Source organism: Micromonospora sp. NPDC049151, assembly GCF_040648395.1.
Taxonomy (GTDB): domain Bacteria; phylum Actinomycetota; class Actinomycetes; order Mycobacteriales; family Micromonosporaceae; genus Micromonospora.
The window spans coordinates 54,294-76,128 of sequence record NZ_JBEZDP010000024.1 but is presented as its reverse complement, the minus strand read 5'-3'; the positions used below and the strand labels follow the sequence as shown (position 1 = coordinate 76,128).

The window sequence follows — 21,835 nt, the reverse complement described above, 5'->3', positions numbered from 1 at the left end:
GGGTGGGGCGGGTCGGGCTTCTGCGCGGAAGGCGGCGCGAAAAGGGCCGCGGGTCGGTACCCGCGGCCCTTTGTGCGTACGCCGGTCGAATGGTGCCCCGGTCGGCCGGAAAGGCAATCCCTGACGACCGTACGGTCAGTGACCGCGGAACCGGTTGATGGCGCTTTCGTGGCGCGAACGCATCTCGGTGTCGCGGACGCCGAGCCCGTCGGTGGGGGCGAGGCACCGGACGCCGACCTTGCCCTGGTGCGCGTTGCGGTGCACCTCGTACGCGGCCTGGCCGGTCTGCTCCAGCGCGTAGGTCTTCGACACGGTCGGGTGCACCTTGCCGAGCGCGACCAGCCGGTTGGCCTGCCACGCCTCGTGGTAGTTGGCGAAGTGGCTGCCGACGATGCGCTTGAGGTGCATCCACAGGTAGCGGTTGTCGTACTGGTGGTTGTAGCCGCTGGTGGAGGCGCAGGTGACGATCGTGCCGCCCTTCTTGGCGACGTAGACGCTGGCGCCGAACGTCTCCCGGCCCGGGTGCTCGAAGACGATGTCCGGGTCCTCGCCGCCGGTCAGCTCGCGGATGCGCTCACCGAAGCGCCGCCACTCGTCCTGGTCCTGGGTCTCCTCGTCCTTCCAGAACTTGAAGCCCTCGGCGGTCCGGTCGATGACCAGCTCGGCGCCCATCTTGCGGCACAGCTCGGCCTTCTCCGGCGAGGAGACCACGCAGACCGGGATCGCGCCGCCGTTGAGGGCCATCTGGGTGGCGTACCCGCCGAGGCCGCCGGAGGCGCCCCAGATCAGCACCACGTCGCCCTGCTTCATGTTCGCGCCGTGGTGCGAGACGAGCTGCCGGTACGCGGTGGAGTTGACCAGCCCGGGGCTGGCCGCCTCCTCCCAGGTCAGGTGGCGCGGCTTCGGCATGAGCTGGTTGGCCTTGACGATCGCCAGCTCGGCCAGGCCGCCGAAGTTGGTCTCGAAGCCCCAGATCCGCTGCTGCGGGTCGAGCATCGTGTCGTCGTGACCGGCGGAGTCCTCCAGCTCGACCGACAGGCAGTGCGCGACCACCTCGTCGCCGGCCTTCCACTTGGTCACGCCCGGCCCGGTACGCAGCACCACGCCCGCGGCGTCCGACCCGACCACGTGGTACGGCAGGTCGTGGCGGCGGGTCAGCTCGGAGAGCCGGCCGTAGCGCTGGAGGAACTTGAACGTGGGCAGCGGCTCGAAGATGCTCGTCCACACCGTGTTGTAGTTGATCGCGCTGGCCATCACCGCGACCAGCGCCTCACCCGGGCCCAGCTCCGGGACCGGCACCTCCTGCACGTGCAGGGCCTTGCGCGGGTCCTTGTCACGGGTGGCCATGCCCTCGAACATGCGGGTGTCCTCGGCACGCACCACCACGCCCCGGTAGCTCTCCGGCACGGGCAGGCCGGCGAGGCCGGCGAGCTCCCGCTCCGGCTGCGACGAACCCTCCGCCGCCATGATCGCTTCGAGGATGTCCTGCACGGTGACCTCCCGTTAGTCCGCACCCGCACAACGCGGGCAGGGGTGCTGCCATCGTCGGCGCCGGTGCGACGGGACCGCCATGTCGGCAATCGACACATTCCGGCACCGGTCGCGCTCCTGTCCGGCGGACGTTACTGAACGGTAGCTAAAGCGGGAAGCCCTCTGTGAAAAACTGCATCCACCGATGAGTGGAGCTGTCCGTGGGAACGCGCAAGCGCGCACGGCCGCGCGCGTTCCCACTTGTTAGGAAGGGCCCCTTCTTAACAGACGTCTGTTAAGAAGGGGCCCTTCCTTGCGGCTCAGGCGGGCTGGACCAGCTCGATCAGCACGCCGCCGGCGTCCTTCGGGTGCACGAAGTTGACCCGGGAGTCCGAGGTGCCGCGCCGGGGCGTGTCGTAGAGCAGCCGTACGCCGCGCTCGCGCAGCGCCGCGCACGCCACGTCGATGTCCGCCACCGTGTACGCGACCTGCTGGATGCCCGGCCCGCGCTTGTTCAGGAACTTGCCGATCGTGGTGTCCGGGGAGAGCGGGGCGAGCAGCTGCACCATGCCGCCGGAGGCGTCCGGCCCGACCGCGAGCATCGCCTCGCGTACGCCCTGCTCGTCGTTGGTCTCGGTGTGCACGCAGCGCATCCCGAAGGTGCGCTGGTAGAAGTCGATCGCGGCGTCCAGGTCGGCCACGGCGATCCCGACGTGGTCGATGCGGCGCAGGCCGATGTCTGTGACAAACTCGGCAGCGGGCTCGACGGGGGAGTTCTCAGCCATGACGCTAGTCTGACCGAACAATCGTTAAGGCGTACAGGTCGGCACCCCCTCGGAGGCAGGCAATGGCTTCGGTGATCGTCAGCGGCGCGCGGACCCCGATGGGGCGCCTGCTGGGCAACCTCAAGGACCTCCCCGCGACCCGGCTCGGTGGCATCGCGATCAAGGCGGCCCTGGAGCGCGCCGGCGTCGCGCCCGAGCAGGTCCAATACGTGATCATGGGCCAGGTGCTCCAGGCCGGCGCCGGGCAGATCCCGGCCCGGCAGGCGGCCGTCGAGGCCGGCATCCCGATGTCCACCCCGGCGCTGACCATCAACAAGGTCTGCCTCTCCGGGCTGGACGCGATCGCGCTCGCCGACCAGCTCATCCGGGCCGGTGAGTTCGACGTCGTGGTGGCCGGCGGCATGGAGTCCATGACGAACGCCCCGCACCTGCTGCTCGGGCAGCGCTCCGGCTACAAGTACGGCGACGTGACGGTCAAGGACCACATGGCCCTCGACGGCCTCACCGACGCCTGGGACTGCTGCTCGATGGGCGAGTCCACCGAGCGGCACGGCGCGAAGCACGGCATCACCCGCGAGGAGCAGGACGCGTTCGCCGCGGCCAGCCACCAGCGCGCCGCCGCCGCGCAGAAGAACGGCCACTTCGGCGAGGAGATCACCCCGGTGATCATCCCGCAGCGCAAGGGCGACCCGCTGGTGATCAGCGAGGACGAGGGCATCCGCCCGGACACCACCGCCGAGTCGCTGGGCCGGCTGCGTCCCGCCTTCACCAAGGACGGCACCATCACCGCCGGCAGCTCCTCGCCGATCTCCGACGGCGCCGCCGCAGTGGTCGTGATGAGCAAGGCCAAGGCCAAGGAGCTGGGCCTGACCTGGCTGGCCGAGATCGGCGCGCACGGCAACGTGGCCGGCCCGGACAACTCCCTGCACTCGCAGCCGTCGAACGCGATCAACCACGCCCTGAAGAAGGGCGGCCTGAGCATCGAGGACCTCGACCTCATCGAGATCAACGAGGCGTTCGCTGCGGTGGGCATCCAGTCCACCCGTGACCTCGGCATCAGCCCCGACAAGGTGAACGTCAACGGCGGCGCGATCGCGCTCGGCCACCCGATCGGCATGTCCGGCGCCCGCCTCGTACTCACGCTCGCGATGGAGCTGAAGCGGCGCGGCGGCGGCACCGGCGCGGCGGCGCTCTGCGGCGGTGGCGGGCAGGGCGACGCGTTGATCATCCACGTCCCGAACGGCGCCGAGAGCTGATTATCTGTGAGTGCGAGGAGTGAGCCGGGTTTGCGAGCCCCGCAGTCGCGAACGAAGGCGGCACTGTGAACGACGCAAGTAACGCCCCGGCGGCGGCCACCGGCCCGGTGCGCCGCAGCCGGGACGTACCCATGCTGGTGGAACGGGCCCGCGCGGGCGACCCCCGCGCGGTGGCCCGGCTGATCACCCTGGTCGAGTCCGGCGACGAGGTGCTGCCGCAGGTCGCGGCGGCGCTCGCGCCGTACTCCGGGCACGCCCAGGTGGTCGGCCTGACCGGTTCGCCGGGGGTGGGCAAGTCGACCACCACGAACGAGCTGGTACGGGCGCTGCGAGCGCGCGGCCACCGGGTCGGCGTGCTGGCCATCGACCCGTCCAGCCCGTTCACCGGCGGCGCCATCCTCGGTGACCGGGTCCGGATGCAGGACCACGCGACCGACCCGGGCGTCTACATCCGCTCGATGTCCAGCCGGGGTCACCTGGGCGGGCTCTCCGCCGCGACGCCGCAGGCGGTGCGGGTGCTGGAGGGCGCGGGCTGCGACGTGGTGCTGGTCGAGACCGTCGGCGTCGGGCAGGCCGAGGTGGAGGTGGCGTCGCTTGCCGACACCACGCTCGTGCTGCTCGCGCCGGGCATGGGCGACGCGATCCAGGCGGTCAAGGCCGGCATCCTGGAGATCGCCGACGTCTTCGTGGTCAACAAGGCCGACCGGGACGGCGCGGACGCGACGGTCCGCGACATCCAGGGCATGATCGCGCTCGGCGAGCGCGGGCCGGGGGAGTGGCGTCCGCAGGTGGTGCGCGCGATCGCCGCGCGCGCCGAGGGCATCGACGACATCGCCGCCGCCATCGACAAGCACCGCGAGTGGCTGGAGCGCCACGGCGAGCTGCGCCGCCGCCGGGAGGCGCGGGCCGCCGCCGAGATCGAGGCCATCGCGCTGGGCGTGCTGCGCGCCCGGATCGGCTCACTGCGCGACGGTACGCAGCTCCCGACGCTCGCGGCCAAGGTGGCCGAGGGCGCCCTCGACCCGTACGCGGCGGCCGACGAGCTGCTGGCCCAGCTCGGTTCCTGAAGGCGCGGCCGCCGGGTTCGGCCGGCCCGCCTCCGGGCTCAGAGTTCCGCGTCGGTGAGCGGGTTGGCGGCTCCGGGCCGGCTGACCGGAGCCGCCAGCATGCCGGCGATGGCGTCGGCGAGGAAGTCGCCGACGTCCAGCCAGCGCGGGTCCTGCCCCTCCTGCTCGGCCCGGGCCTCGACCTCGGCGGTGGCGGTCATGACGATGCGGGCGATCAGCGCCGACCGGCCGGCCACCACTCCCCGGTCGAGGTGCGCCAGGCGCGACGCCAGCGACGCGCGGGCCGGCAGGTCGACGAAGGCCGACTCGAACGCCTCGCGCATCAGCACCCGCAGCGTCGGGTCGTGCAGGGCCTGGGCGAGGAAGCGGGCCCGCCAACTCGGCCGGGGCAGGCTCGCGAGCACCGCCATGGACGGCTGTACGAGACTGCGCACGTCGCCGAGGACCGAGTCGGGCTGCTCGGGCATCGCCCGGCGAGGTCCGGCGAGGGCGTCCATGTGCCGGGCGACCAGTGCCCGGAGCAGGCCCTCCCGGCCGCCGAAGTAGTAGCGCACCGCCGAGTGGTTGGTGTTGCCGGCCACCTCGGCCACCCGGCGGTCGGAGACCTGGGCGATCCCCTCCTCGGCGAACAGGCGTTCGGCCGCGTCGAGCAGCGCGACGCGGGCTGCCTCCGACCGTGCCATGACCGCACCCCTCCTCGTGGACCGCGCGACTGTGGCGCAGGCCAAACCTAGTCGTTTCGTGGTCCGGTGCCGGCGTCACCTACACTACGTAAGTCAGCTGACTTACATTCTGGCCCGACGCGGCCGCGAACCCAGTCCGGAGCATGCCTGTGCCGTCCACCACCGACCCGGCGACCGCCGAGCCGAACGCCGCCGACCGCAAGGAACGGATCATCCGCTCGGTCGCCCTCTTCGTCATGCCGTTCCTCATGGTCACGATGATGTTCGCGACCTACGTGGCGACGATGCACTCCCCACACCCCCGGCAGATGCCGGTGGCGGTGGTCGGCAGCGGCGCCCAGGCGCAGGGCGTCGTCGACGCGCTCAACGCCACCCCCGGCGAGCCGGTCGAGGCCCGCCTGGTGACGTCCCGGGACGCCGCGGTCGAGCTGCTGCGGGACCGGCAGATCAGCGGCGCGCTGCAACTCCCGGCCGCCGGGTCGGACCAGGCGACGATCTTCACGGCCTCGGCGGCCGGGGCCTCCGCCTCCGCCACCGCCCAGCAGCTTCTCGCCCCGGTCGCGGTGCAGCAGCAGTGGACGTCAACGGTCGAGGAGGTCGCGGCGCTGCCCGACGAGGACCGGGCCGGCATCGCCGTGCTGTTCGCCGCGATGGGCATGATGCTCGCCGGGTACGTGCCGCTGAGCCTGCTCCTGATGGCCACCCCCCACCTGCTGCGCCTGCGGCGGTTCGTCCCGCTGGTCGCCGGCTGGTCCGCGCTGACCAGCACGATCGTCTGGCTGATCCTCGGCCCGGTCGTCGGCGCGGTGGACGGCCACTACCTCACGTTCCTCGGCGTCGGCATGCTCGCCACCGCCGCCGTCGGTCTCGCCCAGCTTCTGTTCACCAAGCTGATGGGGCCGCTGGCGGTCCTGCTCGGGATGCTGCTCTTCGTCGTGTTCGGCATGCCCGCGTCGAACCTGGCGCTGCCGGTCCACACGATGCCCGGGTTCTTCCAGTTCCTGCACGGCGTACTGCCCCTGCCGGCGGCCGGCGAGGCGCTGCGGTCGGCGCTCTACTTCGACGGCCGGGGCATCGGCGTCCACCTGCTGACGCTCGCCGCGTGGATCGTCGCCGCCGTGGCGCTCTGCCTGCTCAAGGAGCGCGGTGGGGCACCCATCCCGCAGGCACCGCAGGTCGACGGCCCGGACACGCCGCTGCCCGCGCTGGCCGGCGGGCCGCCGCGGTCCAAGCGATTCCGGTACGCGACGGTCGCGGCGTTCCCGCTGAGCATCCTTGTCGTCGTGGTGGGCCTGATGAGCTTCTCCATGCACAAGCCGGAGCCCCACGACATCCCGGTCGCGGTGGTCGCCGCCGTCCCGGAGCAGGCCGAGCGGGCCGCCGCCGGGCTGCGGGCGGGCCTGAACGGCGTCGTCGACATCTCCGTGGCCGCATCGGTGGACGAGGCCCGCGAGCGCATCCTCGCGCGTGACCTGGTCGCCGCGTACGTGCTGCCGTCCACGCCCGGTGGCGAGGCCACGCTGTACTCGTCCTCGGCCGCCGGGTCCAGCCAGCACACCATGGTCCAGACCATGTTCCAGCAGGTCGCGGCCGGGCAGCAGATGCCACTGGCGGTCACCGACGTGTCGCCGCTGAGCGAGACCGACACGATGGGCAGCAACAGCCTGTACGTCGGCATGTCCTGGATCATGTCCGGCTTCCTGATGCTCGCGGTGCTCCGGGGCGGGGCACCGCACATCCGGCGGCTGCGGCAGTTCCTGCCGATCCTCGGTGGCTGGGCGATCGGCATGTCCGCCTGGCTGTGGCTGCTGTTCGACGTGATCATCGGCGCGGTCAACGGGCACGCCCTGGAGATGATCGGCTTCGGCGCGCTCACCATCTTCGCCGTGTCGCTGGTGACCGCCGTGTTCACCCGTACCTTCGGCCTCGCCGCGATCATCCCGATGATGGTGGTCCTGATGATGGCCGGCGTGCCCGCGTCCGGGGGCGGCCTGTCGGTCTACATGGTGCCGGAGTTCTTCCGGACGCTCCAGGGCGTCCTGCCGCTGCCCGCAGCGGTGGACACGGCCCGGTCGCTCGTCTACTTCGGCGGGGTCGGCGTCGGACGGAACCTGGCCGTCGTGGCGGTCTGGGCGGCGGTCGGCCTGCTGCTCAACCTCGGTGTCGACCGCTGGCTCCGGCGTCGCGAGCAGGCAGCGGGCGGCGCCGGGCCGCACCCGGTGCCGGGCACCTCCGGCGGGCTGGACGGGATCGGCGAGCCGGCGCCGGCCGGGGCACGCTGAACCGGGCGGCCGTCCACTGCGGACCGCCTCCGCCTAGTACGCTCGCACCGCCCCACGCCGTCGGCGCGGGGCGGTGCGACGGGTGGGAGAGCATGGCTGACGAGGCGACCCAGGAACTTCAGGTGACGCCGGACGCGGTGGCGGCCGGGACCACGCACGTCTCCGACGAGGTGGTGGAGAAGATCGCGGTGGCCGCCGCCCGGGGGGTGCCCGGCGTGGCCGAGCTGGGCGGTGACGTGGCCCGGTTCTTCAACGCGGTGCTCGACCGGGTCGGGCTCGACCAGGTCGGCGACGCCCGGCGGGGCTGCACGGCCCACGTCACCGACGGCGCGGCCGTGATCAACCTGGTCCTCGTGATCGAGGCGGGCCACCCGGTTCCGCAGGTGACTGACGAGGTGCGGATCGCTGTCGCGTCCGCCGTCGAGGCGTACGGCCTGCGGGTCGACGAGATCAACATCAAGGTCGACGACGTGGCGATGGGTACGCCCACCGCCTGACGCGCGCCGCCCGGCTCAGTCGTGTGCCGGGCGGGTCAGCTCGACCTCGTCACCCGGCAGCAACTCCACGTCGCCCTCCGGGCCGTGGATCTCGAGCACCGGCACGCCCTCGTCCAGCAGCATGTTCCGGCGCTCGGCGCCGGTAGGCATCCGCGCGACGACTCTCGCGCCCGCGGCCAGCTCCACCTGCCTGCGTTGCGGCGTCTCCCGGACCCGCGTGCCGAGCGGACGGCTTGTGGTGACGAGCCCTTCCGACCGCAGCAGCGAAATCGCCATCCGGACCGCGTCGCGGCCGATCTGATGCTCCTGGCTGAGCCGCGACTCGCTGCCGACGCTCGCCCCGGGCGGCAGCGCGCCCGATTCGATCTGCTCTCGGATCAGGTCGGCGAGCTGGACGTAGACCGGCGTGTGCGAGCGCGGATCGATGGTCATGACGTAAGCCTTGTGCCCCGGTAGATCTGATCCATCAAGGCTTTATGGCAATGATGGATTGTAGCCATGTTGGATTCTTGCTCTGGTCGGAGCGTGTTCGCGCGGTAACCGGCGGACATGACTCCTTCGAGTGCGCTCGAGCCGGTCGCGGCACCACCCAGCCGGGCTGCTACCGGGCAGCCAACTACACGCCGTTGCGTCCCTGGCAGGTACGGGAACGGCGGTTCCGGACGACGCGGCTGGGCCGGCGCGGGCTCGACCCGGCCGAGGTGCAGGAGTTCCTCGACCGGGTGGCGCTCGACCTGGCCGACGTCTACCGGGCGTTCGGCGTCAGCCGGGAGGAGACCGCGCGGGTCCGGGACGCGCTGCGGCGCTGGCAGTCCGAGCAGGCGCAGAAGCGGATGAACACGGGAGTGTAGGGCCGATGAGCGAACGGTTCGTCATCCACCTGCCGGTGGTCGCCGGTGACCTGGCCGGCGCCGTACGCCTGGCCCGGGTCGTGGCCCGCTGGTCGGGCGTGCTCGCCCAGGCAGACCCGGGCGAGACCACCGTCTCGGCCGAGGACGAGCAGGGCGTACGCCATCGGGTCTTCTGCGATCTGCGGATGGTCGGCGGCCGGCGCTGCCTGCTGCGGGCCGACCACGACGGCCCGTGCGACCGCCGCCTCCTCCGGTGACCTGCCGCCCGGCCTGCGCACTCGTCGTGGCGGGCGGGGGCTGACCACCGGGCGGGTCGATGCACCGTACCGTTGTTCGCAGCGGCGCGAGGCCGCCGTGCGTCGGGAGGTTTCGCCATGCCGAAGGCTGTCTCGTTCGCTCCAGTGCGGACCGTGCGGGCGTACGAGGGGATCGTCCGGCAGGTCGAGGAGCGGATCGCCGCCGGGGATCTGCGGCCGGGGGACCGGCTGCCGAGCGAGCGCGAGCTGACGACGCAGTTCGACGTCAGCAGGTCCACTGTGCGCGAGGCGCTGCGTGTGCTGGAGAGCAGCGGCCTGGTCCGCTCGCGCCCCGGGGACCCCCTGGGGCCGCAGGTGATCGCCTCGACCGCCTCGGCGATGCGCAAGCTGTTCGCCCGGGTCGTGGACAGCCGGCGGCTCGGCGTGGCGGAGCTGCTCCAGTTCCGGATGATCATCGAGTCGGCGGCCGGATCGGTCGCTGCCCGGATGGCGTCACCGTCCGAGTTGGACGAGCTGGAGCAGGCGCTGGCGGGCATGCGGGACGCGGTGGCCGATGGCTACGAGGCGTTCAGCGCGGCGGACGTCCGCTTCCACGAGCACGTCGCGCGGCTGTCGGGGAACGAGTTGCTCGTGCTCTGCCTCGACGCGGTCCGGAGCATGGTGCTGGACCTCATCTCGACCAAGCTGGCGCAGGCGCCGGACCCGCAGGCCCTGATGGAGCGCACCCTGGCCCACCATCGCCGGGTCATCGACGCGATGCGGGCGGGCGAGGCGGACGAGGTGGCCCGGCTGACCCGCCAGGAGCTGCACCACTACTACGCCGAGTACGTGCCGGAGGAGCGGCGTTCGATGGTGGACGTATTGCTCTGATACCGCCTGATGTGGCCTGACCTGGGATTACCCGAGTGGGCCATTAGCTGGGCCAGGTCTTCCCTTCAACTGGTCTGACCAGTAGCCTCCCCCACATCGCTCGTCGTGTACCACGGGGGACCACCAGTTGACCAATGCATCGACCGCCCCGAATCGGGGTGGCGGTCGCACCGCTTCGCATAGGAGAAGCTGCATGAAGTCGTCCAGATTCGCTGCGATCGCCGCGGCAGCCCTGGTCGTCCCGGGACTCGCGCTCGTCGCGTCGCCCGCGTCGGCCAACCCCGCCGCCGGCGCCCCGGGCGCCCACAACGCCATCACCGACGTTCCCGGCATCCAGGTCGGCCAGGTGCAGTCCGACACCGCTCCGTACCTGACCGGCACCTCGGTCGTCTACATGCCGCAGATGTCGGTGGCCAGTGTGGACCAGCGCGGTGGCGCCCCCGCCACCAAGGAGACCGACCTGCTCAGCCCGCTCAACTCGAACCCGGGCGTCAACGCGATCCAGCTCGGCGGCAGCAGCATGTACGGGCTGTCGGCCACCAACGGCATCATCCGCTGGCTGGAGGACCGGGGCGAGGGCGTACGCGTCGGCGCCGGCGGCGTGGCCCCGATCGTGCCGGCCGCGGACATCTTCGACCTCGGCCGCGGCGGTGACCCGAAGGCGCGCACCTCCGCCGAGTGGGGTTACCTCGCGGCGCAGGCCACCTCGGACGGTCCGGTCCGCCAGGGCGGCGTCGGTGGCGGCACCGGTGCCCGCGGTGGCGGCCTGCGTGGCGGCGTCGGCACCGCCAGTGTCCACCTCGGCGACGGCATCTACGTCGGCGCGATGGTGATCGTCAACCCGGCCGGCTCCCCGGTCGACCCGGCGGACTGCACCCTGTACGGCGTCAAGTTCGGCATCGGCAACGAGTTCGCCGGGTACAAGGCGCCCAAGAAGCAGGAGTGCAACCCGCCGAGCACCGCCGCCCAGCAGCCGGCCAACACCACGATCGCCGTGGTCGCCACGAACGCTCCGCTGGAGAAGGCCGCCGCGCAGCGCATGTCCGGCAACGCGCACGACGGCATGGCCCGCGCGATCAGCCCGATCCACACCCTGGGCGACGGTGACACCGTCTTCGCCGTCTCCACCGGCAAGGGCGAGGCGCTGCAGATCAACGACCCGGCCGACACCCGTCAGCTGAACGCCATCTTCAACGCCGGTGCCAGCACGCTGGCCCGCGCCATTGCCAAGGCCGTCCTCTCGTCCGAGAGCATCGGCAACACCACCAGCTACTGTGACCGCTACCCCTCGGCCTGCAAGGGCATGAAGCAGCTCAAGCAGTGGCGTACGCAGGGCAACGCCCCCGACGTGACGCCGGAGACCTTCGCTCAGGCCACCCAGGCGCTGCAGCAGACGCCGGTCCCCGCGCCGGCCGCTGCCGACAACGGCAAGGACAAGCCCAAGCCGAAGCCGAAGGCCGCTCCGGCGGGCAACACCACGGAGCAGGAGTCGCAGAACGGCATGGTTCTCGCCTCCGGCAACACCGGTGGCCCCACGCTCTCCACGGGTGTGACCACGGGCCTGCTGGCCGCGGGCATCCTCGGCGTCGGCCTGCTGGGCATGCACCTGCGGGGTCGCCGACGGGCAACCACCGCCCGGCTGAGCTGACACACGCTGTCCCACCCGGCGCCGCGACTGTAGGCGCCTGACGATCGAGGCGGGCTTCGTCCACACGGACGGGGCCCGCCTCGCGTCGTTCCCGGCGCGCCCGCCCGACGGAGACGTCGTCCCCGATTGCGGGTGCGCCTCGTCGACCTTGGAGTTGTGGCACCTCACATACCTCGCTCACGGGGCACTCCGGGCGTCACAACTCCATGATCGACGACGGTGGGGCGCGCTCGGGCGCATAGGGAGCGGCGGCGGGAGTGGGTGCGGGACACCTCGGCCGGCAGGTGGCAGCGCTTCGAGGCCGACGGGCATCGGGACCGCGTCCACCGTTCAGCCGCGGCTTCCCCGCCTGGCGGCGAGTCCCCGGCCCCGTCCTGAGCCGAGGCGGCCGTGTCTGTCCGCGATCTCGGGCGGGCCTCGCGCCGACAGCGGGCTCGCCCGTACGACGGGCTCTGTGCACAGTCATTGGTGCGCGTCGCCTCATTCCAGGCGTGCCTGCCCGACCGCGAATCGCGGGCCTTACTGATTCCGCAGGACGCATCTGCGCGCGATCTCGGGCGAGCTTCGTCGACCTTGGAGTTGTGGCACCTCGTATATCTCGCTTACGGGACACTCCAGGCGCCACAACTCCATGATCGACGGACGCGCGTCAGAGCACGGGTGCGCCGGGGCGTGGGTCACCGGACGAAGTCGTCGATCTTGCACTTTGTGCCCCGGCAAAAGGGGTGAACCTCGCGCGCCGAGGGCCGAAACTGCAAGATCGCCGAGGGCGGAGGGCGGAGGGCGGAGGGCGGAGGGCGGAGGGCGGAGGGCGGAGGGCGGGGCGGGTGGGGTGGGAATGCGAGAAGGACCTGGTGGGCTGGGGAGCCCTACCAGGTCCTTCTGTGGGTGGAGCAGGTTACTTCTTCGACACCTTGGTGACGTCGAACGACTGGGTCACCGCGTCCTTCGGGTAACCCTCGACGCCGTCCCGGATCACCGCGAGGTTCGGCAGCAGGAACAGCCAGTCGCTGGCGGCCTCCTGCGAGATGACCTTCGCGGCCTCGGCGAACTTCTTGTCCCGGGTCGCCGCGTCCAGGGCCGTGTCGGCCTCCTGCATGAGCTGGGTGACGGCCGGGTTCTTGTAGCGGTGGTAGTAGCCCGGCTCGCCGTAGCGGACCAGGTCACGCGGCTCGACGTGGGCGATGATCGACAGGTCGTAGTTGGCCTTGCCGAACACCTTGTCGAGCCACTGCGGCATCTCGACGTTGTTCTGGGTCACCTTGATGCCGACCTCGTTCAGCTGCGAGGCGACGAACTGCGCCGACGCGCGGGCGTAACCCGGCGGCGGGACGTCCATGGTCAGGGTGAGCCCGTTCGCGTGGCCGGCCTCGGCCAGCAGCTGCTTGGCCTTGGCGGGGTCGTGCGGGAAGTCGCCGGTGCGGTCCTCGTACCACGGGTCGCTCGGCGGCACCATGCTGCCGATCTTCGTGCCGTACCCGGACCAGACGGTCTTGATGAGCGCGTCGTGGTCGATCGCGTGGCGGATGGCCTGGCGGACGCGGGCGTCGGCCAGCGGGCCCTTGCCGTTGTTCATGGCCAGGACGACCTCACCTGTCGTCTTGCCCTCGACCACCTCGAACTGCTTGTTGCCCTTGAACACCTCGAGCAGCTGCGGCGCCTGGATGTTCGCCACGATGTCGAGCTGACCGGAGAGCATCGCGTTGTTCAGCGCGTTGGCGTCGGTGATGTAGCGGAAGACGGCGGAGGCGACCTTCGCCTTCTCGCCCCAGTAGCCGTCGTGGCGGGCCAGCGTGATGCTGTCGCCGCGGTTCCACTTGTCGAACTTGAACGGGCCGGTGCCGTTCGGCTTCGTGCCGAGGTCGGTGGCGTTCTCCTTGAGCACCACGCCGACGCGGCCGGCGACGTCGAACAGCCAGCTCTGGCTCGGGCGGGACAGCGTGACGTCCACGGTGGTGGCGTCCGGCGCCTCGACGGTCTTCACGACGGTCATCTGCGACTTGAACGGGTTCGTCGAGCCTTCCGCGGTCACCCGCTTGAAGCTCCACACCACGTCCTGCGCGGTGAGCTTCTGACCGTCGTGGAAGGTGACGTTGTCGCGGAGCTTGAACGAGTACTTGGTGCCGTCGTCGGACACCTTCCACTCGCTGGCCAGCAGCGGCTCCACCTCACCGGTGTCCGCGTTCTGGCGCACCAGGCCCTCGTACACGTTGTAGAGCAGGACCTGCGGGATCGCGGCGCCGGCCTCGGCGGTCAGGTCGAGGCTCACCGGCTCCAGGTAGGCGCCGAGGGTGACGGTGCCGTTGCCGGAGCCACCCCCGGTGGTGGTCTCCGAGTCGTCGCCATCGCTACTGCACGCGGTCAGAGCCAGCGCCGTGGCGAGCAGCACGGCGGGCAGCGTTATCTTCAGCCGATTCATTCGTGTGTCCCATCGCGAAGAACGCCAAGGGCGCTCGTAGCCTGTGAGCCGGGACACTAGGAGCGTGGTACCCGATGCAAAAGGGCCAGTTCAGCGGGGTGGGCAGGTACCAATCGTCGCCCGGGGAGCCAGCGGTGGCCCGGTTTCGGGCGGCCGGGCGGCAACGGGCGCGGGAACACGCGGTGACACCGCCACGAACGGCTCTCAGCAGGTGAGATGCGGTTTTCGGCGGGCACGCCAGGTCCGTCCGTGAGGTCCCCGAACGTTGCCCGCGACGTCGTACGGGAGGTGGCCGTTCGGCGCTGCCCACGTCCCCGTACGCCCGACCCCGTCCAGCCGGGGTGCCAGGCGAAAAAGGTGGCGGCGGGGTCCACCCCGCCGCCACCTCGATCAGCCGATGACGCGCTACGCCGGCAGCGCCTCCGCCTGGTACGCGCCGTCGGCGATGGCGGCGGCGACGGCGTCGCCGAAGTCCTCGGTCGACATGCCCATCTCCGGCCCGCGCATGGCGCCCAGGCGCGGCAGGACCGCCTTCACGCCGTCCTCCAGGCTGCGCGCCGCGTCCGGGTGGCCCAGGTGCTCCAGCATGAGCGCGGCGCTGAGGATCGAGCCGGCGGGATTGGCCCAGCCCCGGCCGGCGATGTCCGGCGCGGAGCCGTGCACCGGCTCGAACATGCTCGGCGCCGACCCGGTCGGGTTGAGGTTGCCGCTGGCCGCCAGGCCGAGACCGCCCTGCACGGCCGCGCCCAGGTCGGTGATGATGTCGCCGAACAGGTTGTCGGTGACCACCACGTCGAACCGCTCCGGCTGGGTGACCAGGTAGAGGCACATCGCGTCGACGTGCACGTAGTCCACCTCGATGTCCGGGTACTCCGCGGCGACCTCCTCGAAGGTCCGCTGCCACAGGTCGCCGGCGTACGTCAGGATGTTCGCCTTGTGCACCAGCGTGACGTGCTTCCGGCGGCCCAGGGCCTGCCGGAAACCGTGCCGGATGAGGCGTTCGACACCCTTGCGGGTGTTCACCGACTCCTGGGTGGCGATCTCGTCCGGCCCGCCCCGGTGGATGAAGCCGCCGGCGCCGACGTAGGCGCCCTCGGTGTTCTCCCGCAGGATCACCAGGTCGCACTGCTCGGGACGCAGCCCGCCGATGGGCGAGGGCACGCCTGGCAGCAGCTTCACCGGCCGCAGGTTGACGTACTGGTCGAATGCGGTCCGCAGGTGGATGACCAGGCCGCGTTCGAGCACGCCGGGTGGCACCGACGGGTCGCCGACGGCGCCGAAGAGAATGGCGTCCGCCTTGGCCAGTTCCTGTTCCACGTCCGGCGGCACGACCTGGCCGGTTATCCGCCAGTAGTCCGCGCCGAGTTCGTAGTCTTCCCACACCAGGTCGAGCCCGAACCGTCGGGCGGCGGCGTCGCACGCCTTGACCGCCTGCGCGGTGACCTCCGGTCCGATGCCGTCGCCGGGCACCAGCGCGATTCGCTGGGCGCTCATTAGTCCACCCCTGTCCGCGTGCAGGAGACCGTCACCTGCCATCGCCCGGCCAAGCGTGGCGGGAACGGGCCCTCCGCAACAGGTCCAGGTCTCCGGCTAGGCTAGTACCAGCGGGACGCGGATGGCGTGTGCGAGGCGTGCGACGACGGGACTGGGCGAGACCCCCGCGGGAGTGGGAGGTCGAGGTGGCGGACTTCCTGCTGCCGGTCAACCCGCAGAGCACGGTTCCGCTCTACGAGCAGATCATCACCGGGCTCGAGGACGCGATCCTCGCCGGGCAGTACGACGACGGCCCGCTGCCGAGCACGCGCCGCCTGGCCGAGTCGCTCGGCGTCTCCCGGAACACGGTGCTGACCGCGTACGACCGGCTCATGGAGCAGGGCCTCATCGTGACGGTCCCGCGGCGCGGTCTCTACGTCTCCTCCGACGCGGTGGTGCGGATGCGGGCCGCGCGGCGGACCGCCCGCTCGCCGATGCGGCCGATCGACTGGGAGTCGCGGCTGCCGGAACCGCCCCCCACGCCTGTGCACCGGGATCCGGCCTGGGCGCGGGCGCCGTTCCCGTTCGTGGTCGGCCAGCCCGACCCCAGCATGTTCCCGATCGGCGCGTGGGAACGGGCGCAGCGTGAGGCGCTGCGGCAGGACGGGCTGTCCCGGGTCATCGGGGACGCCGGCCAGGCCGACGACCCGGAGCTGGTGCGTCAGCTCTGCGAGCACGTGCTGCCCGCGCGCGGCATCTCCGCGCACCCCGACCAGGTGATGATCACGCTGGGTTCGACGCACGCGCTGCACCTGCTGGCGAGCGTCCTGGTCCGGCCGGGCAGCGTGGTGCTGGTCGAGGACCCGGGCTACCCCGACGCGCGGACGATCATGCAGATGGCCGGCGCCGACGTGGTGCCCGGCCGGGTCGACGAGGACGGCCTGGTCGTCGAGGACCTGCCGGCCGACCTGCACGGCGCCCAGCTGGTGTACGTCACGCCGAGCCACCAGTATCCGACCGGCGCGACCATGTCGGCGTCCCGGCGGGAGGAGCTGCTGCGCCGGGCCGGCGCGGCGGACGCGGTGGTGATCGAGGACGACTACGACCCGGAGATGACGTTCCGGGGGATGCCCGCGGTGGCGGTGCGGGCGCTGGACGACGAGGACCGCGTCGTCTACCTCGGCAGCTTCAGCAAGCTGCTGGCGCCCGGGCTGCGGCTCGGCTACGTGGTGGCGTCCCCGGCGCTGGTGGACGCCATGCGGGCCCGCTCCCGCTACGTGCTGCGGCACCCGCCCGGCCCGATGCAACGGGCCCTCGCGCAGATGATCGCCAGCCGGGACCTGGCCCGTCACGTACGCCGCGTCCGCGCGCACTATCAGGGCCTGTACGAGGAGATGGTGCGGGCGGTCGAGCGGCACGTGCGCTGGGGCCCGCAGCCGGTGCCGCGTGGCGGGCTGGCCCGGTGGCTGACCGGCCCGCCCGGGCTGGACGCCGGGGAACTCGCCCGCGAGCTGCGCCGGCAGGGTGTCCTGCTCGACCCCGGGGCGCCGTACTGGGCCGCCCGGCCCGCGCCGCGTCACCACCTGCGGCTGGGGTACCAGGTGATGCCGCTGGACCGCATCGACGAGGGGGTGCGGCGGGTCGCCGCGGCCGTAGAAGACCAGGTCCGGCCAGGGCTGGTACCCCCGCCGGCCCGGAAACTGGACGTTCCCCTTCGGGGTCGGAGTTCGTAACCTCCGACGCCATGACGTCGGACACCCATGCCTCACTCCGCGCCGGCCATCTCGTCGACGAGCAAGCCGTCGTGTCGCTCACCCAGGACCTGGTCCGCATCCCCTCGACCTGGGACGCGGAGCGCGGGCGCAGTGAGCAGCCCGTGGCGGAACTCGTCGCGGAGGTCATGCGGGGCTTCGGGTGGCGGCCGGAGGTCACCGAGGTCGTTCCCGGGCGCCCCAACGTCGTCGCGGTGGTGGACGGTGGTCTGCCCGGCCCGACGCTGATGTTCGAGGGGCACACCGACGTCGTCACCGAGGGCTCTCCCGCGGAATGGACGGTCGACCCGTTCGGCGGCGACATCGTCGACGGGCGGCTGTACGGTCGCGGCTCCGCCGACATGAAGGCCGGTGTCGCCGCGATGATCCACGCGACCCGGGCCGTCGAGCTGGCCGGGCCGTTCCCGGGCCGGATCGTGGTGGCGGCCCTGGTGGACGAGGAGGGCCAGATGCTCGGCGCGAAGCACTTCACCACGACCGCGCTGGCCCGCGAGGTGGACGCCGCGATCATCTGTGAGCCGGAGGCGGAGGAGATCTGCGCGGTCGCCAAGGGCGCGGTCCGGCTGCTCGTCACCTGTACCGGCAAGATGGCGCACGGCGCGATGCCGCAGCACGGCCGCAACCCCGTGCCCGCGGTCGCCGAGCTGGTCGCCGCGCTCGGCCGGTTCCAGCAGGAGCTGCAGGCGGACCCGGGTGAGCACGAGCACCTCGGCCCGACGTACCTGACCCCCACGGTCCTGGACGCCGGTTCCGCCGACCAGCTCAACGTCATCCCCGGCCGCGCCGTGCTCGGCGTGGACTGCCGGACCGTACCCGGTGTCGACCACGCCGCCCTGGCCGCGCGGGTCCGCTCCGACGCCGACGCCATCGGCGCCCGGCACGGCGTCACCTTCGCCGTCGAGGTCGTCGACGACAGGCCGTGCGCGGTCACCCCGGAGGACCACCCGATCTCGCTTGCCGTGGCCGGCGCGCACCGCGCCGTCACCGGCGCCGAGCCGGTCTTCGGCGGCGTGCCCGGCGCGACCGACGGCACCATCCTGTGGCGTGACAGCGGCATCCCGAACGTGGTGTACGGCCCGGGCCCGAAGTGGATCGCCCACCAGCCCGACGAGTACGTCGAGGTCGACGACATCGTCCGCAAGACGAAGGTGTACGCCGACGCGGCGCTCGCCTTCCTCACCGGCGCCACCGGCGCCCGGGCGGGAGCGGCGTCGTGACCGCGCGGGAGCTGCTGACCGCGTTGCCCGCCGGGCTGCCGATCGGCGCGGACTGGACCACCACCGCGCAGACCGCCCCGGTGCGGTTCCCGTACGACGGCAGCACTGTGATCCAGGCGCCCTGGGGTGACCCCACCGACGCGGAGAAGGCGGTCGAGGCGGCGCTCGGGGTCGCCGCGGAGATGGCCGCCCTGCCCGGCCACCGGCGGCGCGCGATCCTGACGACAGTCGCCGCCGAGGTGCGCGCCCGCGCCGACGACCTCGCCGAGCTGCTGGTCCTGGAGACCGGCAAGCCGCTTGTCGACTGCCGGGTCGAGGTGGCCCGCACGCTCGTCACGCTGGAGACGGCCGCCGAGGAGGTCGGGCACCTGACCGGCGAGACGGTGGCGCTGGACATGCAGCCGTCCGGCGAGGGCATGCTCGGCTTCTGGGTACGCCGCCCGGTCGGTGTCGTCGTCGGCATCACCGGGTTCAACTACCCGCTGCTGCTGGCCGCCCACAAGGTCGCCCCGTCGGTGGCGGCGGGCTGTCCGGTGATCGTCAAGCCGGCGCCGAACACGCCGCTGGCCACCCTGGTGCTCGTCGACCTGTTCCGCCGGGCCGGCTGCCCGGCCGCCGGGGTCCAGCTCGTCACAGGTGGCGTCGAGGTCGGCAAGCTCCTGACCACGCACCCCGGCGTCGCCGCCGTGTCGTTCACCGGCTCGGCGCACGTCGGCCACCAGATCGCCCGCGCCGCGGCCCCGCGCAAGGTGCTGCTGGAACTCGGGTCCAACGCGGCGCTCGTCGTCGGCCGCGACGCCGACCTCGACCGGGCCGCCGAGGCCGTCGTACGGGGCGGGTTCTACGCCTCCGGCCAGGCGTGCATCAGCGTGCAGCGGGTGATCGTCGAGGAGCCGGTCCGCGAGGCGCTGCTGGAACGCCTCCGGCCGCTGCTGGCCACTGTCACCACCGGCGACCCCCGGTCCGCCGACACCCGGGTGTCCGCGCTGGTGGACGAGGCGTCCACCGAGCGGGTCCACTCGTGGGTGGACCGCGCGGTCGCCGCCGGGGCGCGCTGCCTGTCCGGCGGTACGGCGCAGGGCCGGGTGCTGCAACCGACAGTGCTCGTCGACGTCCCCGAGGACGCCGAGTGCTGGGCGGAGGAGATCTTCGGCCCGGTGGTCTGCGTCCGGTCGGTGCCGGACATGGACGCGGCGGTCGAGCTGGTCAACAGGTCGCGTTACGGGCTCCAGGCCGCTGTCTTCACCCGCGACCTGGCGGTCGCCCTCGACGTCGTGCGCCGCCTCGACGTGGGCGGGGTGCTGGTGAACGAGGTGCCCGGCTTCCGCGCCGACAACATGCCGTACGGCGGCGTCAAGGACTCCGGCATCGGCCGGGAGGGACCGCGCTTCGCCATGGAGGAGCTGACCGTGACCAAGATGGTGATGATCAGGCCATGACTCGGAGTGGGAGCACACACGCATGGTGATCTACTTCGTCCGGCGGCTGGCCATCCTCGCGGTCTCGCTGTTCGCCGCGTCCGTCCTCGTCTTCACGATGCTGGCGCTGCTGCCGGGCGACCAGGCGCAGGCGATGCTCGGCGTGAACGCCACGCCGGAGGCGCTGGAGGCGCTGCGGGAGCAGTTCGGGACGAACCGGCCGTTCACCGAGCGGTACCTCGACTGGGCCGGCGGCCTGATCCGCGGTGACTTCGGCGTCTCGCCGCTCAGCGGCGTGTCGGTGGGCTCGGAGATCGCCGACAAGCTCGGCGTCACCGTGCCGCTCATCCTCGCCGGGATGACGCTGGCGCTGCTCATCGCAGTGCCGCTGGGCATCCTGGCGGCGGTGAAGAGCCGCACCGCCATCGGTACGGCGTTGTCGGCGTTCAGCCAGGTCGGCATCGCGGTCCCCTCGTTCTGGCTGGGCATCCTGCTCATCACCGTGTTCGCGGTGAAACTCCAGTGGCTGCCGGCCGGCGGGTTCACCGGCTGGGACGACGTCGGCGACGCCGTCCAGGCCCTGCTGATGCCGGCCCTGGCCCTCGGCGTGGCCCAGGGCGCGATCCTGATGCGCTACGTCCGCTCCGCGGTGGTCGAGGTCATGCAGGAGGACTTCATCCAGACCGCGCGGGCCAAGGGACTCAGCCGCTCGCAGGCGCTGACCCGGCACGCGCTGCGCAACGCCGCCATCCCGGTCATCACCGTCCTCGGCCTGCAACTCGCGACGCTGCTCATCGGCACCGTCGTGATCGAGAACGTCTTCGGCCTGCCCGGCCTCGGCCGGATGCTGTTGCAGGACGTCGGCAACCGCGACCTGCTGAAGGTGCAGGGCACGGTCATGGTGCTCACGGCGGCGGTGCTTCTGATCAACTTCCTGGTCGACGTGGTGTACCACGCGGTCGACCCCAGGCTGAGGAGCAAGGCATGACATCAGTCGCCGACGCCCCACCGGACGCCACCGCCGACGTCGTCGCGTCCGGCCCCGTCAAGCCGCGCCGCCGCTGGAACCTCACGCTGGTGATCGGCGCCGCCCTGGTGGGCCTGGTCGTCCTCACCGCGCTGGTGTCGTTCGTCTGGACGCCGTACGACCCGACCCGGGTCGACCCGGCCAACACCCTGCTGGCCCCGGGCGGCGACTACTGGCTCGGCACCGACCACTTCGGGCGGGACATCGTCAGCCAGCTGCTCGTCGGCGCGCGGACCACCCTGTTCGTCGGTGTCGTCGCCGTCGCGATCGCCGCGGCGATCGGCGTACCGCTGGGTCTGCTCGCCGCCGGCGGTGGGCGCTGGCTCAGCGAACCGGTGATGCGGGGGCTGGACATCGTCTTCGCCTTCCCGGCCATCCTGCTGGCGATCATCCTGGCGGCCGGCTTCGGCGCCTCCACGCTCACCGGCATGATCGCCATCGGCGTCGCCAACGTCCCGGTGTTCGGCCGCCTCACCCGGGCCGGCGCGATGCAGGTGCTGCAGAGCGACTTCGTGCTGGCGGCGCGCAGCTACGGCCGCCGGGGCGTGGTGCTCATGGTGCGGTACGTGCTGCCGAACATCGCGGCCCTGCTCATCGTGCAGGCGTCGGTGTCGTTCGCGCACGCGGTGCTCGCCGAGGCGGCGCTGTCCTACCTCGGGTACGGCACCCCGCCGCCGACCCCCACCTGGGGCCGGATGCTCCAGGAGGCGCAGAACTACTTCGTCGTACAGCCGATGCTCGCGGTCTGGCCCGGTCTGGCCATCGCCCTGTCGGTGCTCGGTTTCAACCTCATGGGCGACGGGCTGCGCGACGCCCTCGACCCGCGGCTGAGAGGACGGTGAC

Annotated in this window: 19 protein-coding genes; 13 read left to right on the top strand and 6 right to left on the bottom strand. The window is 72.0% G+C overall.

The features are described 5' to 3' along the window. Nucleotides 1–135 precede the first annotated feature (135 nt). Together ccrA and mce are read right to left on the bottom strand one after the other, a co-directional pair. The gene (ccrA, locus tag AB0B20_RS24140) at nucleotides 136–1,491 is read right to left on the bottom strand and encodes a crotonyl-CoA carboxylase/reductase (protein ID WP_357389322.1); all 1,356 of its coding nucleotides are present in this window, start codon (nucleotides 1,489–1,491) and stop codon (nucleotides 136–138) included. 299 nt (nucleotides 1,492–1,790) lie between these two features. Beyond that, nucleotides 1,791–2,255, bottom strand: a complete 465-nt coding sequence (gene mce / locus AB0B20_RS24135; protein ID WP_357473615.1) for a methylmalonyl-CoA epimerase — start codon at nucleotides 2,253–2,255, stop codon at nucleotides 1,791–1,793. A gap of 62 nt (nucleotides 2,256–2,317) precedes the next feature. Here mce and AB0B20_RS24130 point away from each other — a divergent pair, with 62 nt between their 5' ends. Together AB0B20_RS24130 and meaB are read left to right on the top strand one after the other, a co-directional pair. Further along, complete coding sequence (locus tag AB0B20_RS24130; RefSeq protein ID WP_357473612.1) at nucleotides 2,318–3,511, top strand: acetyl-CoA C-acetyltransferase; 1,194 nt, start codon at nucleotides 2,318–2,320, stop codon at nucleotides 3,509–3,511. Between the two features lie 65 nt (nucleotides 3,512–3,576). After that, a complete protein-coding gene (meaB, locus tag AB0B20_RS24125; RefSeq protein WP_357389328.1) occupies nucleotides 3,577–4,578 on the top strand; it encodes a methylmalonyl Co-A mutase-associated GTPase MeaB in 1,002 nt (333 codons plus the stop codon). Between the two features lie 38 nt (nucleotides 4,579–4,616). Here meaB and AB0B20_RS24120 read toward each other — a convergent pair whose 3' ends face one another. Next, complete coding sequence (locus tag AB0B20_RS24120; protein WP_357389330.1) at nucleotides 4,617–5,261, bottom strand: helix-turn-helix domain-containing protein; 645 nt, start codon at nucleotides 5,259–5,261, stop codon at nucleotides 4,617–4,619. 143 nt (nucleotides 5,262–5,404) lie between these two features. Here AB0B20_RS24120 and AB0B20_RS24115 point away from each other — a divergent pair, with 143 nt between their 5' ends. Together AB0B20_RS24115 and AB0B20_RS24110 are read left to right on the top strand one after the other, a co-directional pair. Beyond that, nucleotides 5,405–7,543, top strand: a complete 2,139-nt coding sequence (locus AB0B20_RS24115; RefSeq protein ID WP_357389332.1) for an ABC transporter permease — start codon at nucleotides 5,405–5,407, stop codon at nucleotides 7,541–7,543. 92 nt (nucleotides 7,544–7,635) lie between these two features. Next, nucleotides 7,636–8,040, top strand: coding sequence for an Asp23/Gls24 family envelope stress response protein (locus AB0B20_RS24110; protein WP_262014031.1), 405 nt, complete (start codon nucleotides 7,636–7,638; stop codon nucleotides 8,038–8,040). Between the two features lie 15 nt (nucleotides 8,041–8,055). On the opposite strand, the gene AB0B20_RS24105 is transcribed toward AB0B20_RS24110, so the two are convergent. Further along, complete coding sequence (locus AB0B20_RS24105) at nucleotides 8,056–8,472, bottom strand: winged helix-turn-helix domain-containing protein (RefSeq protein ID WP_030503874.1); 417 nt, start codon at nucleotides 8,470–8,472, stop codon at nucleotides 8,056–8,058. Between the two features lie 77 nt (nucleotides 8,473–8,549). Here AB0B20_RS24105 and AB0B20_RS24100 point away from each other — a divergent pair, with 77 nt between their 5' ends. The 4 genes from AB0B20_RS24100 (at nucleotide 8,550) to AB0B20_RS24085 (ending at nucleotide 11,666) form a co-directional block, all read left to right on the top strand. Then, nucleotides 8,550–8,891 carry a DivIVA domain-containing protein gene (locus tag AB0B20_RS24100; protein ID WP_357389334.1) on the top strand — a complete coding sequence of 114 codons (342 nt, stop codon included), beginning with the start codon at nucleotides 8,550–8,552 and terminating at the stop codon, nucleotides 8,889–8,891. Nucleotides 8,892–8,896: 5 nt separating this feature from the next. Then, nucleotides 8,897–9,148, top strand: a complete 252-nt coding sequence (locus tag AB0B20_RS24095) for a hypothetical protein (protein ID WP_357389336.1) — start codon at nucleotides 8,897–8,899, stop codon at nucleotides 9,146–9,148. 117 nt (nucleotides 9,149–9,265) lie between these two features. Next, nucleotides 9,266–10,018: a FadR/GntR family transcriptional regulator gene (locus tag AB0B20_RS24090; protein ID WP_357389338.1), complete on the top strand. Its 753-nt coding sequence runs from the start codon at nucleotides 9,266–9,268 to the stop codon at nucleotides 10,016–10,018. Nucleotides 10,019–10,211: 193 nt separating this feature from the next. Continuing rightward, nucleotides 10,212–11,666, top strand: coding sequence for a P1 family peptidase (locus AB0B20_RS24085; protein WP_357389340.1), 1,455 nt, complete (start codon nucleotides 10,212–10,214; stop codon nucleotides 11,664–11,666). Nucleotides 11,667–12,564: 898 nt separating this feature from the next. Here AB0B20_RS24085 and AB0B20_RS24080 read toward each other — a convergent pair. Continuing rightward, complete coding sequence (locus AB0B20_RS24080) at nucleotides 12,565–14,085, bottom strand: ABC transporter substrate-binding protein (protein ID WP_357389341.1); 1,521 nt, start codon at nucleotides 14,083–14,085, stop codon at nucleotides 12,565–12,567. A gap of 405 nt (nucleotides 14,086–14,490) precedes the next feature. Then, nucleotides 14,491–15,579, bottom strand: coding sequence for a 3-isopropylmalate dehydrogenase (locus AB0B20_RS24075; protein WP_357473607.1), 1,089 nt, complete (start codon nucleotides 15,577–15,579; stop codon nucleotides 14,491–14,493). Nucleotides 15,580–15,764: 185 nt separating this feature from the next. Between AB0B20_RS24075 and AB0B20_RS24070 the strand changes: the two genes are divergently transcribed. From AB0B20_RS24070 to AB0B20_RS24050, 5 genes are read left to right on the top strand one after another with little or no spacing between them, the layout of a single operon-like run. Further along, nucleotides 15,765–17,291, top strand: a complete 1,527-nt coding sequence (locus tag AB0B20_RS24070; protein WP_357389345.1) for a PLP-dependent aminotransferase family protein — start codon at nucleotides 15,765–15,767, stop codon at nucleotides 17,289–17,291. Between the two features lie 11 nt (nucleotides 17,292–17,302). Beyond that, nucleotides 17,303–18,547 (top strand): M20 family metallopeptidase, encoded by a 1,245-nt coding sequence (locus tag AB0B20_RS24065; RefSeq protein WP_357473604.1) that lies wholly within the window; start codon nucleotides 17,303–17,305, stop codon nucleotides 18,545–18,547. Continuing rightward, complete coding sequence (locus tag AB0B20_RS24060) at nucleotides 18,544–19,986, top strand: aldehyde dehydrogenase family protein (RefSeq protein ID WP_357389349.1); 1,443 nt, start codon at nucleotides 18,544–18,546, stop codon at nucleotides 19,984–19,986. The genes AB0B20_RS24065 and AB0B20_RS24060 overlap by 4 nt, the downstream gene beginning before the upstream one ends. 22 nt (nucleotides 19,987–20,008) lie before the next feature. Beyond that, on the top strand, nucleotides 20,009–20,953 hold the full coding sequence (locus tag AB0B20_RS24055; RefSeq protein WP_357389351.1) for an ABC transporter permease: 945 nt from the start codon (nucleotides 20,009–20,011) through the stop codon (nucleotides 20,951–20,953). After that, nucleotides 20,950–21,834 carry an ABC transporter permease gene (locus tag AB0B20_RS24050; RefSeq protein WP_357473601.1) on the top strand — a complete coding sequence of 295 codons (885 nt, stop codon included), beginning with the start codon at nucleotides 20,950–20,952 and terminating at the stop codon, nucleotides 21,832–21,834. The genes AB0B20_RS24055 and AB0B20_RS24050 overlap by 4 nt, the downstream gene beginning before the upstream one ends. The last annotated feature ends 1 nt before the right edge of the window (nucleotide 21,835 follow it).